Raw genomic sequence first — 15,578 nt, forward strand, 5'->3', positions numbered from 1 at the left:
ATCTATCGCAAATAGGATCGGAAGTTTTTGCATTGCAACATCGTGAATTACTTGATCGTATGCTCTCTGCAAGAAAGTAGAATACATAGAAACTACAGGATGATGACCACCTATCGCAAGTCCTGCTGCAAAAGTGATCGCATGCTGTTCTGAAATGGCAACGTCAAAAAATTGACCCGGATAAATCTTGCAAAATTCTTTCATACCAGATCCTTCTTTTTTCATGGCTGGAGTGATTGCAATCAATTTAGGATCCATGGAAGCTTCCTTACATAACCATCTTCCGAACAAGTCAGAGAATGTTTTTTTTTTTCTCCTCTTTTCAAAAGAACATACATCTTTTGTATCGAATGGTGGAACACAATGCCAGAAAATAGGATCTCTTTCAGCTGGAAAATATCCGTTTCCCTTCTTCGTTATCACATGTAATAACTTAGGACCTTCACGTACCTTTAAAAATTTAATCGTTTGAATTAGATTTCGAATATCATGCCCATCTGTAGGACCAAAATATTGTAATCCCAATGATCGGAAAAAATCGTTCACATCTCTCGATTGATACGATAGATCTTTTTTAGGAAGATCTCCTTGATGAATAGAATTTAAAGATCTCATAATCCATGAATCTTTTTCTCTTCTAAAAGATCTATTTTTGAGATAATTTTCGGTGTATTCCGATAAAGTTTCATGAAGAGCTCCTATATTGTTAGAAATGGACATCTTGTTATCATTTAAAATGATCAGCAAATCTTCTTTGACAGATCCTACGTGATTAATAGCTTCGAAGGCGATTCCTGCCGTTATTGCTCCATCTCCTATCACACATACTGTTTTTCTGTTCTTTCCTTCCATTCTTGCAGCTATAGATAAACCTAATCCGACACTAATGGATGTGGAGGAATGTCCAACGCTAAGTACATCATATTGGCTTTCTTCTCTCCATGGAAATGGATGTATGCCATCCTTCTTCCGAATGGTATGCATTTTCTTCCTTCTTCCAGTTAATATCTTATGCGGATAGGATTGATGTCCTGTATCCCATATCAACCGATCAAATGGTGTATCATATACATAATGTAGGGCTACGGTTAGTTCGATTACCCCCAATCCAGAAGCGAGATGTCCACTTGATTTGCTCACACTGTACAGAAGGAAATCTCTTATTTCTAAGCATAATTTAGATAATTTTTTTTCTGATAAGGATCGAAGATCTTTAGGGTTATCTATTTTCGATAAGATAGGGTAGAATTCGGATTCATCTTTCATTTCTTAAAAGTCAAACTGTACGTTTAAATTATTCACTTCGCAAAAATTTTATTCTAATTTATATTGAAATTCGTTTTTCCATTGAAAAATAAATTTGGTTATATTGTATAACATATCAACATTAAAACCATACCTTTCTTCAACGAGATAAATCTTTCTCATTGCCTCTTTATATAAACGATGTCCAAATTCTTTTGATTCGTTTAATCCAACTAAAATTGGGTAGGTTATCTTTTTACTTTTCTGAAGATTTGATTGATCTTTCTCAAGATCGATTAAATCATCGGATAATTGAAACAGCAATCCTACATTTTTTGAAAAATCATCTAAAATATGGATTAGATTTTTTTCATGCTGATATTGAGAAGCGTAAAAGCTCATTCTAATGGCGGCCTTTATTAGAGAAACAGTCTTATAATAGTAGATAGCATTTAATGCCTTAATATTCATTTTACCTGCATTATTTTCTGAAATATCTAAAGATTGTCCCATACATATCCCATTTATTCCACTTGCTATAGCTAATTCCCGAATGATTTGTAAATGATTTTCATGATCGATAGTTTTTCCATTCAAATCAAGTAATATTTCGAATGCTAAAGATTGTAAAGCATTTCCTGCTAAAATGGCGTTGGCTTCTCCAAACACGACGTGACAAGATTTCTCACCTCTTCTAATATCGTCATTGTCCATGGATGGTAAATCATCATGAATTAAAGAATATACATGTATGCACTCAACGGAAGCGGCTATTCTGCTCATTTGGTTATGAGAAACGTCCAACATATTTCCGATAGAATATACAAAGAAGGATCTAATTCTTTTTCCTCCAAAAACGACATATTGAATGGTGTTGATTAGATCTGAATCAATTACTTTGATACATCGGATATGTTTCTTTAGAAGATCATTTACTTGCTTTTTAATCAGATCGAATTGTTGGTGAAAAGTCAGTTTAGTGAACATCTATCATTTGATTTTGTTATATTGTTAAACAACATCTTCCATGAGAAAACTGAAATTCGTTGAAAAATAGTATACTGCAAAAAAATTTTGAAAATACCGACAGCACGATACTGTTGTTTCGTTTAAGAAAAAATTAACACGATTTCAGCTGGTCATATTTTTATCGATTTTGCCGTAAATTCTCATTTTTTTTATCTAACAATAATTCTTGTATTACATCTTCCGATGTGATCCTATCTTTCATTAAATTGAGATCATATCTCTTGTTGTTAAGTTCTTTAACTTTTAAATCTAAAATTTCCGCATCCTCTGGATAATAAAAACTTAAACCAATGAAAATCCAAATCAGAGAAACTATGATACAAAGTATAAATACTGAGTGAATTCCTTGATATTCTAGTAACCATCCGCCCAAAATTCCTCCGATCATTATTCCAAAACATTGAAAAGAATAATACATACCCATAGCTATGTATTTTTGTTGAAGAAAGTATTCTTTTTTCGCTAAAGTTTGTATGAGGGTTTCCATAATATTAAAAGCGATAAGAAAGATTTGTAAACCGAATGAAAATATAAAAAACCTACTAAATGAACTCATAAAGATTATTTCAGAAAAAATAAATAAGATCGTACAAACTAATAAAGCTTGTTTTATCTTTTTAGTTTTTTCTAAAGCCGTCGATATTATCAAAGCGATCATGAAAGATAAAAAAAGAATTATTAAATACAGTTTCCAATTTTTTTCGATAGGTAAAAAACCTTTGCTTGATATCGTTAACGGTAAAACAGTAAAATCAGATATCAGCAAGATATGTAAAAAACATATTCCGAAATTTAACTTCATTAATCGATGATTTTTAATAATATTTTTCATACTGATCTTAAAGAATTGATTTTGCGATTTCAATTCTGTAAGTAATTTCTGATCAGGGATAAAGAAAACAACGATCAACATTGACATTATCGCAAAAATGCTAGAAATAAAAAAAAGACCACGTAATCCTACAAAGTAAGTGATTATAGGACTAAATATGATCGCTAATATGAAAATGAAGAAAAAGTTTATTCCAATAGTAACCTTCATTTTTATTCTGTTTCTTTCTCTGATTGAATCAGATATGTTCGCTATCATTGCTGAAGAAATCGCTCCAGATCCTTGTAAAGCTCTACCGATAATCAATCCCCATATCGATTTAGAAAACGCTGATACAACACTTCCAGTGATAAAAATAAACAAACCCACCATAATCAATTTTTTTCTTCCAAAACGATCTGATATCATTCCAATCGGTATTTGAAATACTGCTTGTGTCAAACCATATATACCGATCGCTAACCCTAAAAGAAAACCGGTAGAATCTTTTAGATTACCACCATAACTTACTATTACTGGAAGAGTCATGAATGTGCTAAACGTTCGAAGAGTAAAGACGGATCCCAAACTAAAAACTATTTTAAATTCTTTTTTGGATATTTTTTCTTTCATATACTTTTGATCTTACGATAAATTTATACCGCAGATGATTTTCATTTTTTTGAATCTCTTAAAGATAAAATGTATAAGATTTAAAACTGTAATTTCATTATATATTTGAAATAATTCTTATCAGTCAATTTTAGATTTTATCAATAATCAACATGAGATCGAATAAGTTGATCGATAGTATGGAAAATACAAGACTCTTTTTAGACCATCTTTTTAAACTATTGTGAGTGTTACCAATCATACTGTTTATTATCATCAACATCCAAGATAAGTTCATAGTTGTAATAGCTACCAAATAATTAAATCCTACATATCTAAAAAAGAATGGTACGGTACAAACTATCGAAAATATCAAAACATATATTAAGATATGTACTTTTGTATTAAATAATCCTATTTTGGTCGGTAAAATTGGAATTTTCGCTTTCAGATAATCCCGTAGAAACAATAAAGATATGGAATAAAAATGCGGAATTTGCCAAAAAAATAAGATAAAATAAACGATAATTGATTTCAAATCTATTCGATTTACAACGGAACAGTAAGATATGATAGGAGGTGTTGATCCTGATAAACTTCCCAAAAATATGCTGTAGTGAGTCTTTTTCTTCAGTACAGTATACAAAAAATAAGTTGATATACCAAAAACTGCGACACATATTGAAAGAAAGTTAGATACACTGCTTAAGATGACTAAACCAAAAAATAATAAAAAAAATGAAGATAACAAGAAGTAAACACACTGTACCAAATCGTATTTGGTTAGAATTCTATCTCTTGTTCTATTCATCATTCCATCAACTCTTCTATCCATAAAGTTATTTAAAATAAAACAAGAGGAGATCATAAAAAAAATGCTTAATATGACACAGAAGCTACGAAAAGTATCAAACGGATTATTATCTACTATCAATAACCCAGTGGCAGAAGATATTAAGTTTCCAATCATAACCTTCGGTCTAATCACTTCTAAATATTTTTTCATATCAATTTAACATGTTGATCTTTAAGTGATACATTATCCAAAGAGATCCTGAAAAAAATATCAAAGCGATCGTCATGACAAACACTAAGAAGGATATCTTGTATATCTTTTCCTTAGAAAAATATGAATCTGAAAAAAATGAAAAATGAAATATGGTTCTAATTACTAGAGCTAAAACAGATACTATTATCACCAAACATCGTGTCGTTTTTGTTGAAAACAACATAAAGAAAAACGGAGTTGTTGTTACTAAAAAACATGTAAAAGAATAAGATAAAAATTTTTTTAGTTGATTCATCTCTTTAAATTATTTTTTAAAAAGTTTATCTTATAAGGTCTCAACGAGAAGATAAACAGCAGTAACTATTAAAAACCACACAATATCTAAGAAATTCCAAAATTCTCCCAAACATTTTAATGATATTAAGTTTTTTTCATTTAAGTTGTGCAATGAAACTCTTATTCCTAAAACGATAGTCCAGATTAACCCGAAGAAAATATGTAGATTATGAATACCAATTACAACGAAGAAGGCAGAAAATATAGCATTTTTTTTTGGTGAAAAACCCAATTGTAATAAACTAAAGATTTTACATATCTCTATTAAAAAAAACATCGTTCCAAAAATTAACGAAAGAGACAAAACTTTCATAAAGAACTTTCTGTTCTTTTTTACAACAATGGAAGTTTGAGAAAATTGAAATATTAAGTTGCTGATCAGCAACAAAACGGTTTCCAAAAATACTACGTTTAAATCTATATGTTTCTTTAAATCTAATAAGTATGTGGATCTTTCAAAAAAAACAAAGTACACCAATATGAATGAAACAAATAACAATATATCACTCATCAAGTATATCCAAAATCCAAAGATAGTTCTATCATTTTTCTCTGATATGAATTGATCATGTGATGACACTCTTCCTCCTATGTTATATCTAACCATCTCTCTTATTTTATATAAAATATTTTTTCTTCCATTTTTCGGATAATTTTAGAATCAATACGAATTACCTTTTCTTTCTCTAAAAAAGAACGGATTGAAAAAATTACTATAAACAATATTCCAAGTGCTGCCATCCACCATATGCGCCAAACCATGGAGAATCCGAAAATCAAAGAAAAAAGACCGATCATTATTCCAGAAGAAGATCTTTCTGGAAGATAGATTGATTTATAATTGATAGATTTTTTTCTACTCTTTCGGATCTTCTTTTTTAATTTTTTTTGTTTCCCACCAATCATCACGACTATTTACTTTTGGTAAATATGCGAAATTATAAATCGGAGCAGGAGAACGAATAGACCATTCTAACGTTCTTCCATTCCAAGGATCTCCGGTAAAATCTAAATTCTTATCTTTATGTAATATACTATATATTACTTGGAAAACCTGAAACAAAATACCTATCGCTATGATGATGGTACCAAAATAAGCTATAGATAACAGAAAATGATGCCTATGATTGATATGTTGACTCAATCTCCTCGTCATTCCATCTAACCCTAAGAAATATAAAGGAATGAAGGCTAGTAAAAAACCTACTATCCATAAGAAAAAAGATAGAATTCCAATCTTTTCATTCAAGGTAAATCCAAATATTTTTGGAAACCAATATGTAATACCAGAAAAACATCCAAATACTACTCCTCCTATAATGACATTATGAAAATGAGCAACCAAAAATAAACTGTTATGCAAAAAAAAGTTTGCTGATGGAATAGATAAGAGTACTCCAGCGGCTCCTCCTATCGTAAAGGTGATTATAAATCCTAAGGTCCATAACATAGGAGTTCGAAAAACTATTTTTCCTCTGAACATCGTAAATAACCAATTGAATATCTTTAATCCAGTTGGAATAGCAATAATCATTGTCGCAATTCCAAAAACGGAGTTTACAGTTGCTCCGGATCCCATTGTGAAGAAATGATGCAACCATACCATAAAAGACATCACTGTAATTACAACGGTTGCTAAAACTAATGATTGATAACCAAATATCTTCTTTCTACAAAATGTAGATGTCACTTCAGAGAAAATTCCAAACACCGGTAACACTAATATATAAACCTCAGGATGTCCCCATGCCCAAATTAGATTGATGTACAACATCATGTTTCCACCACCATCGTTCGTAAAGAAATGACCACCTAAATATCTATCTACAGACAACAATGCAATCGTAGAGGTCAAGATAGGAAAAGAAGCAATAATTAATATATTTGAACAGAGAACAGTCCATATAAAAACTGGCATTTTCATCATTGACATTCCTTGTGCTCTCATTTTAAAGATCGTTGTAATCAAGTTAATTCCATTTAATGTGGTGCTAACACCAGCTATTTGTAAACTCCATATCCAATAATCTACTCCAACGTCAGGACTATATTCCATTTCAGATAAGGGTGGATAAGCTAGCCACCCTGTTTTAGCAAACTCTCCAACAAACAAAGACAGATTCATTAATAACACGCTAGATAAGAAAATCCAAAAACTAATGGAATTCATGCGAGGAAATGCAACATCTCTGGATCCAATTTGTAATGGTACAATAATGTTCATCAACCCTATAATCAGTGGCATCGCCATGAAAAATATCATGATTACTCCATGAGCTGTGAAGATTTGATTGTAATGATCAGGTGTAAGAAATCCATTCCCTCCAAATAAATCTGTAGATGCAAGAACTTGTTGAGTTCTCATCATCATTGCGTCTGTAAATCCGCGGAACAACATTACCATGGAGACAAAAATATACATGATTCCGATTTTCTTATGATCCAAACTCGTAATCCAATTTCTCCATAATGATCCCCATTTCTTCAGATAAGTGATTGATGAAAGAACAACTAAAACAATCAAAAATGTAAGCATCATTGTCATGAATATGATTGGTTCATGTATTGGAATCGCTTTCAGAGTAAGTTTGCCAAACATATACTATTCCTCAATATTACGTTCTTATAAATCTACATCTCAAATAAAACTGTATTGTTCTTGAAACACTAATCCGACAATATGATAAAATTTCTTATCAATTTATTAATTAAAAGTCAATTACGAGAAACTATCTGGTCATACAATTTCGGAGATACCTCTGAAAAGTATATGATTGGTTCTTTGGTACTTGGAAGAGAAACTTCTTGAAAATCTCTAAAACTTTTCATTTGTTTTTTTGACTTTTGAACTATGTTAACCCATCTGTCAAAGTCTGATCTACTGTCAATAACAACCTTAAATTTCATATCTGAAAACCCTGACCCACTATAGCTAGATGAAAAACCTTCAGTTATACCTACGCTGTCTGATATCAGATTAATTTTTGTTCTCATACCATTCATTGCATAAATTTGTCCTCCTAAAGATGGAATAAAAAAGGAGTTCATCACTGAGTGGGAAGTTAAATTAAACTCAATTGGAACGTGTGCTGGAATATGAATTTCATTAATTGTAGCTATTTTATGTTCAGGATAAATAAAAATCCATCTCCAGTCAGTTGATATAGCTTGAATTACTATTTTTTTTTCAAGACTATCGATCTTTTTATAAGGATCCAACTGATGGGTTGTTTTCCAAGCTAGAATACTTAATATTAGAACAATAAATATAGGAAAAATCCAACAAAATAATTCTATTCTTTTAGAAAATGACCAATTTGGAAGGTAGATAGAATGTTTATTGTTTTCACGATATTTAATTGAAAAAAAAATCGTCATAAATATAACAGGAATAACTACTACGGACATCAAAATTATGGAAGATAATATTATTATTTTTTGTTCCTCACAAATTTTTCCTTTCGGATGCATGATTGTACTGCTACAACCAGATAGAAAAATAGTAGAAATCAAAGTTATGAAAAATAAGAATGATTTCTTGTTTTTAAAATTAGAGTTTTTCATAGCGTATTATATTCCTGATAAATAAGTTATTGCTTTCAACCGTATCTTATGTTCTTAGGTATCGTATATTAATATATTAAGCGCAGTCAAATCTAACATAAGCTTAAAATTTTACGAAATTTTTATCTCACAAAGTCATTAATGGATAGAACTAAGATAAATTAAATCCGCTACCATTTTAAATTAAAAAACTCATGTGTCATGAAAATTCTTCACCTGTTGCAGTTCCCTTATATCTTATAAAAACGGAATATTTTTAAATTCTTTTCCTATTTTTTATATAACAGTTTCATTCATCAAATTAGGTTTTTCAAAAGATTAATTGAGAAAGATGGGGAAGATATTTTATAAATGATATAGATTTTTATGTTAGTATCTGTTAATAGATTATAATCGATTATGAAACCAACGTGAGAGATCTATTTAAATTGAACCAATTGTAAAATATTTTATCGATCACAATATATAGCTCAACAAATTTTGTAGATAGCAAAATTCGTTATGAAAAATGTGAAAAATGTTTGACTTTTTGGTATCGATCGTAGTTTGTCTATTCTAAATTTACTGAGAAGTATATAGATTCGTAAAAGAACGTAGAAACATAAATATATTCTATGTTTCCAGTGAGGTACAACATTCTCCTACATCTTATCGCCAAAGTACAATTATGTAATTAAATCTAAATTTTTTATCGATTAATAATTTGTTACAGTGTTGCAATTATGTATCGTAACCTCACTTTCATGGGGTTTATAAATAATACAACGCAGTTTTGAGGAAGATAGAACTCAATATAACAAATCGAAACACAATCTTATACCTGACTATGAGTTCAATAAAAACTACATAAAGCTAATGAAAGAAAAAGTTAACATACCTATTTGATAAGATTTTCACGATCGAAGACATGAAAATATTTGATTTAGACAAGAAAATTCTAATATTTGTTAGATAAAATGAAAAAGTTTAAAATTGATCTGTAGTATATTTTTACATATCTAGGGAGCTACTCTAGAATTACAAATCGACCATTAGGATCTATATTTCAAATTTCAAAAATTATAAAATTTTAATCATCCCTTAACAGGAACAGAAACATGCCGATCATACCTACTGTAGTAGAACAGACTTTTTGGGGAGAAAGATCTTACGATATATATTCTCGTTTACTTAAAGAAAGAATCATCTTTCTGACAGGTTATATTGAAGATAACATGGCAAACTTAATAATTTCTCAATTACTATTTTTAGAATCAGAAGATCGCACAAAAGAAATTTATCTTTACATCAATTCACCAGGAGGTGTCATCACGTCAGGGATTTCTATTTATGACACGATACAGTTTATAAATCCAAAAGTTAGCACAATATGTATTGGTCAAGCTTGTTCTATGGGTGCATTTTTATTAGCTTCTGGTGCCAAAGGTAAAAGGTATTGTTTACCAAATTCAAGAATTATGATCCATCAACCTATTGGAAGTTTTCATGGACAAACGACAGATATAGAAATTCAAACTAGAGAAATTGTAAAGATTAGATCTAAGATAAATAAGTTGATGGCAAAACATACGAAAAGAAAAATTGAACAAATAGAAAGGGATACAGAAAGAGATTACTTTTTGTCTTCAGAAGAAGCTGTTAACTACGGAATAGTAGATAAGATATATTTTAACAGAAGCTCTATCTGAATTGAATATAAAATAATCGACTATTATATATTTAAAAGTTAATGGGTTAATTGAATAATATTTATGAAAGATAAACATCAAAATGATTCCAAAAATTTACTTTTTTGTTCCTTTTGTAGAAAGGACCAAAATGAAGTTTTTAAATTAATTTCTGGATATTCAGCATATATATGCGATAAATGTATAAATTTGTGTGGAGAGATTATTCGAAAAACCGATAAAAAATATGTCCCAAATTTTCTTCATAATTTCGATATAAAACCGAACGTTATCAAAGAATATCTGGATGATCACGTAATTGGACAAGATTGTTCCAAAAAAATTCTTTCAGTAGCAATTTACAACCATTACAAAAGATTAATCAACAACGATTCCAAAAAAACAAGCTTTCATTCAACAGAAATAGAGAAGAATAACATTTTATTAATCGGTCCCACAGGAAGTGGGAAAACTTTGTTAGCTAAAACATTAGCGAACTATTTAAATATTCCTCTTTCCATATCCGATGCAACTACATTAACAGAAGCTGGTTACGTTGGAGAAGATATAGAAAATACAATTCAAAAACTATTACAGAGATGTGATTACAATGTTGAATTAGCTCAGACAGGAATAGTATATATTGATGAAATCGATAAAATTTCCAGAAAATCTGAAAGTCCTTCAATCACTAGAGACGTTTCCGGGGAAGGGGTACAGCAATCTTTATTAAAATTAATAGAAGGAACTATCTCCTCTGTTCCACCGCATGGTGGAAGAAAACATCCTCAACAAGAGTTTTTACATGTCGATACTTCAAACATCCTTTTTATATGCGCGGGTACATTTTTCGGACTAGATCAAATTATTTCGAAAAGACTCAATATGAGTTCAAAAATAGGATTTTCCGCTAAATTGGTTGATTATAATCACCATAAAACAAGATCCTCTAACATTCTATCTAAAGTAGAACCTCAAGACTTAATTAAATTTGGAATGATACCAGAATTTGTTGGAAGATTATCTACATTTGCTATTTTAGAAGAACAAAACGAAGAATTGTTGGTCAAAATTTTAAAAGAACCTAAAAATTCTTTAATTAAGCAGTATCAAAAACTTTTTGAAATGGAAAACGTACAATTGGAATTCGAAGAAGAATCTCTTAAAGAAATTGCGAAAAAAGCAATATTAAAAAAAACTGGGGCAAGAGGTTTAAAATCCATTTTAGAAAAACTCTTGCTTGATATTATGTATGAATTACCATCTACAAAAAAGAAGATTAAAAAAGTTATTGTTGATAAAGAATCGATATCTGAGAGATCCAAACCTCGAGTAATCTATAGTATGTAAGAATTTTATGTATAGAAACATCTTCAAATTGTTTCAGATATTTCTATAAATTGATCTATGATAGGAAAACAGCCATTAGATCTAGAACACTAGCAAGTTAAAAAGAGAAATCTTTATGAATCTTGAGAATTCAGAAAAAATTGAAATACCAGTATTACCATTAAGAGACGTAGTAGTATATCCCAATATGGTGATTCCTTTGTTCGTTGGAAGGGAAAAATCGATTCGATGTTTAGAAGCTGCAATGAATGATAATAAAAAGGTTGTACTAGTTGCGCAAAAAGAGGCATCAAAAGAATATCCAAATATCACTGATCTTTTCTCTATAGGAACAATGTCCTGTATATTACAAATGCTCAAAATGTCAGACGGTACATTAAAAGTATTAGTGGAGGGAATTGAAAGAGTTAAGATTGTTGACCTAAAAGATAGAGAGGATTACTTCGTTGCTCATGTGGAATACTTCAATAAATCTGATATCAGCGAAGAAGAACAAAAGGTTCTCAATAGAACAGTGATTAACCAGTTTGAAAGTTATATAAAACTAAATAAAAGGATTTCTCCAGAGGTATTGATATCTTTACGATCTATTGAAAAATCAGAAAAGTTGGCTGATACCATAGCCTCACACATGTCTTTAAAAGTCAAAGATAAGCAAAGAATCTTAGAGACTTCAGATATTTCGAAAAGATTAGAATGTTTGATGGTTATGATGGAATCAGAAATCAATTTTCTCAGAATTGAAAAAAAGATTCGTGATAGGGTTAAGAAGCAGATGGAAAAAAGCCAACGAGAATACTACCTGAACGAACAAATAAAAGCAATTCAAAAGGAGTTAGGAGAGATTGAAAACGTCCCTGATGAATTTGAAGTGTTTAAGAAAAAAATCGAACTAGCGAAGATGCCGAGAGAAGTTAAAAGAAAGGTTGAATCAGAACTGCAAAAGTTGAAAATGATGTCTCCTATATCGGCAGAAGCTACTGTTTTAAGAAGTTATGTTGATTGGATAGTTAATGTTCCATGGAGAAAAAAAAGTAGAATTAAAAAAAATTTAACTCAAGCAAAAATGATATTGGATAGAGATCATGATGGATTGGAAAAAGTTAAAGAACATATCTTAGAATATTTGGCAGTGCATATTAGGACTAATAAGATCAAAGGACCGATTTTATGCTTAGTAGGACCTCCAGGAGTAGGAAAAACATCTTTAGGAAAATCTATTGCGAAGGCCACAGGGAGAAGATATATAAGGATGTCTCTTGGTGGAGTTCGTGATGAAGCGGAAATAAGAGGACATAGAAGAACGTATATTGGATCAATGCCTGGCAAGATAATACAGAAGATGACCAAAATTGGAGTCAAGAATCCTTTATTTCTTTTCGATGAAATAGATAAAATTTCTTATGAAGCGAGGGGAGATCCTGCTTCAGCTTTGTTAGAGGTTCTCGATCCAGAACAAAATATCGCATTTAACGATCACTATTTAGAGATCGATTATGACCTATCTGATGTAATGTTCATCGCTACATCTAATACAACCCGCATTCCTACAGCTTTATTAGATAGGATGGAAATCATAAGAATATCCGGTTATACCGAGGAAGAGAAAAAGAAAATTGCAAAGAACCATTTGTTTCCAAAACAATTTAAAAGAAACGCTTTGAGAGATGGAGAATTGTTCATACATGATAATGCGTTTGAAGAGATCATCCGTTATTATACCAGAGAAGCTGGAGTAAGGAATCTTGAGAGAGAGATCTCAAAGATATGCAGAAAAACTGTAAAAATTATAACAAGTAATTGTTCCATTAGTAAGATCAACGTTGACAAAGATAATTTAAAGGAATATTTGGGATTTCGAAAACTTGATTATGGAAAAGTAAGAGATAGTAATAAGATTGGTCAAGTGACAGGTTTAGCTTGGATGGAATCCGGTGGAGATCTTTTAACAATCGAAACGGTTTGCGTTCATGGAAAAGGGAAATTAACTTATACGGGATCTTTAGGAGAGATTATGAAGGAATCTATTCAAACATCGCTTATGTTCATTCGTTCAAAATCCGAACAATTGAATATCGAACCCAACTTTTATGAAAAAAAGGATATACATGTCCATGTTCCAGATGGAGCAACTCCAAAAGATGGACCTAGCGCTGGAATAGCCATATGTACTGCTTTAGTTTCCTGCCTTACGAGCAACCCTGTTCGGTTTGATGTAGCTATGACTGGAGAAATCACTTTAGAGGGAATGATACTTCCTATCGGAGGTTTAAAAGAAAAACTTTTGGCAGCTCAAAGAGGAGGAATAAAAACTGTAATTATTCCGAACAATAATCGTCATACGTTGCAAGAACTACCGAAAAATATAATTGATTCTTTAAAAATTCATACAGTAAAAAACATGAAGGAAGTTTTTTCCGTTGTCTTTCAATATCCGATGAATAGTAAGTTTATCAATAATTAAACTACTCGATTATATAATCAATACGTTGCTTCAAAAATTTTTAGCCGTAAATTTTAAAAATCAATCCAAAATTGTCTCTCTATTATAAGGACTTTAAACGGTGATATGACGTTCGTCTTAGTTTGATGTTATATGAATAAAATAATATCCTCTTTAATCATTCTATCACTATTGTTCACAGGAATCAGTAGCTATTTTTTTAACAGCGATTATTTTGATAAATATGTCATAAAAGTTAATGAAGAATTAATCTACAAAGATCAGTTTAAAAAGGCCGTGCAAAGAGAAAAATATCTTCTCTCAAAGGATATGAATCAAGAATTTTCTTGGAATAAATACGATAAAGATTTAGAAGCTCTCATACGAGAACAAGTTTTAAATAAGTTAATTCAAGAAATATTACTGTATCAGTATTCAAAAAAATTAGGAATAAAAATTGGAGAAGATCAAATTATGGAAGAAATACTTCATTTTCCAATTTTTCAAAAAAATGGAATATTTGATCGTGAAAAATACAAAGATTTTTTATCAAAAAATAATATCCTAGGAAAAGATTTTTCGAAAGAAATCAAAAAAAATCTTTTCATCAAAAAAATTATACAAGCATATCTATTTGATGAGTTCTGTTTACCTTCCGAATCTTTCGAATATGCCAAGTTCCTTTTTCAAAAAAGAAGAATACAGATCTTAACTTTACCGATTCTCAAATATCAAAAATTACAAAACGTTCAAGAAGAAGAGATGAAGAATTATTATCGAAATCATCAAGAACAATTTCTATTTCCTAAGATGGCCAAGGTACGTTACATAAAATTAGATGTGAACGATCGAATAGATCTAGATTTGAAAGAGGAAGAAATATTTGATTTTTATCAAAACAACAGGGAAATGTTCGTTTTACCTGAAAGAAACTATTACAGCATGATTCAAACAGATAGCATGAAAGATGCAGAACTAATTTTAGATAAATTAAATTTAGGACATTCTTTTCAAGATTTAGCAAAAGACTTTTCCACACATGTTTTAAGTTCAAAAAAAGATGGTTCTATCGGGTGGATAGATAAAAAATCTCTATCGAAAACCATCATTCCTGCAAATTTAATCAGAGTAGGTCAGATTTCAAAAATCATTAGATTTGAAGAGAAATATCTGATATTTCGGTTAGATCGTTCTTCTGAAAAATATTATAAAACGTTTTCAGAATCTAGATCAGAAATAAAGGATATCATTTCAAAAGATAAATCTTCGAAAATTTTTTCTGAAATCAAGAGATCTCTGTTAGAAGTAGCGGATAAGAACGATACCACTTTGCTGTCAAACATACAAAAAAAATTTCATATTAGTGCACATCAAACCGATTGGTTTGAATTCAGAAGTTTACCGAGACAAATTAATTTCAAAAAAATAGAGAAATTCATTTTTTCTAATGAAATACAACCTATTTCCGTTAAGAACGATCGAAATAAGATCGGAATCGTGGAAATAGGTAAG

General features: G+C 30.3%; 10 protein-coding genes and 1 pseudogene. 4 read left to right on the plus strand and 7 right to left on the minus strand.

What is annotated here, in order from left to right:
* The 7 genes and pseudogenes from dxs to cyoA form a co-directional block, all read right to left on the minus strand.
* Positions 1–1,266 (minus strand): 1-deoxy-D-xylulose-5-phosphate synthase (gene dxs / locus AOQ87_RS01915; protein WP_236858640.1); only part of this gene is annotated, 1,266 nt, incomplete at its 3' end.
* 48 nt (positions 1,267–1,314) lie between these two features.
* On the minus strand, positions 1,315–2,232 hold the full coding sequence (locus AOQ87_RS01920) for a polyprenyl synthetase family protein (protein ID WP_080626607.1): 918 nt from the start codon (positions 2,230–2,232) through the stop codon (positions 1,315–1,317).
* A 160-nt stretch (positions 2,233–2,392) separates the two neighbouring features.
* Positions 2,393–3,718: an MFS transporter gene (locus AOQ87_RS01925; protein WP_080626608.1), complete on the minus strand. Its 1,326-nt coding sequence runs from the start codon at positions 3,716–3,718 to the stop codon at positions 2,393–2,395.
* 130 nt (positions 3,719–3,848) lie between these two features.
* The gene (locus tag AOQ87_RS01930; protein WP_080626609.1) at positions 3,849–4,703 is read right to left on the minus strand and encodes a protoheme IX farnesyltransferase; all 855 of its coding nucleotides are present in this window, start codon (positions 4,701–4,703) and stop codon (positions 3,849–3,851) included.
* A gap of 328 nt (positions 4,704–5,031) precedes the next feature.
* Positions 5,032–5,649, minus strand: a complete 618-nt coding sequence (locus tag AOQ87_RS01940; RefSeq protein WP_080626610.1) for a cytochrome c oxidase subunit 3 — start codon at positions 5,647–5,649, stop codon at positions 5,032–5,034.
* Positions 5,650–5,654: 5 nt separating this feature from the next.
* Positions 5,655–7,641 (minus strand): annotated as a pseudogene (cyoB, locus tag AOQ87_RS01945) (cytochrome o ubiquinol oxidase subunit I).
* A 116-nt stretch (positions 7,642–7,757) separates the two neighbouring features.
* The gene (gene cyoA / locus AOQ87_RS01950) at positions 7,758–8,606 is read right to left on the minus strand and encodes a ubiquinol oxidase subunit II (RefSeq protein ID WP_039719734.1); all 849 of its coding nucleotides are present in this window, start codon (positions 8,604–8,606) and stop codon (positions 7,758–7,760) included.
* Positions 8,607–9,703: 1,097 nt separating this feature from the next.
* Between cyoA and clpP the strand changes: the two genes are divergently transcribed.
* From clpP to AOQ87_RS01970, 4 genes are all read left to right on the plus strand, one after another.
* Positions 9,704–10,294, plus strand: coding sequence for an ATP-dependent Clp endopeptidase proteolytic subunit ClpP (gene clpP, locus AOQ87_RS01955; protein ID WP_039719735.1), 591 nt, complete (start codon positions 9,704–9,706; stop codon positions 10,292–10,294).
* A gap of 63 nt (positions 10,295–10,357) precedes the next feature.
* Entirely contained in the window at positions 10,358–11,623 is a 1,266-nt protein-coding gene (clpX, locus tag AOQ87_RS01960) for an ATP-dependent Clp protease ATP-binding subunit ClpX (protein WP_080626611.1), read from the plus strand.
* Positions 11,624–11,738: 115 nt separating this feature from the next.
* On the plus strand, positions 11,739–14,087 hold the full coding sequence (lon, locus tag AOQ87_RS01965) for an endopeptidase La (RefSeq protein WP_080626612.1): 2,349 nt from the start codon (positions 11,739–11,741) through the stop codon (positions 14,085–14,087).
* A gap of 132 nt (positions 14,088–14,219) precedes the next feature.
* A partial coding sequence (locus AOQ87_RS01970) for a SurA N-terminal domain-containing protein (RefSeq protein WP_080626613.1) occupies positions 14,220–15,578 on the plus strand: 1,359 nt, incomplete at its 3' end.

It is taken from the genome of Candidatus Riesia pediculischaeffi, assembly GCF_002073895.1.
Classification (GTDB): domain Bacteria; phylum Pseudomonadota; class Gammaproteobacteria; order Enterobacterales; family Enterobacteriaceae; genus Riesia; species Riesia pediculischaeffi.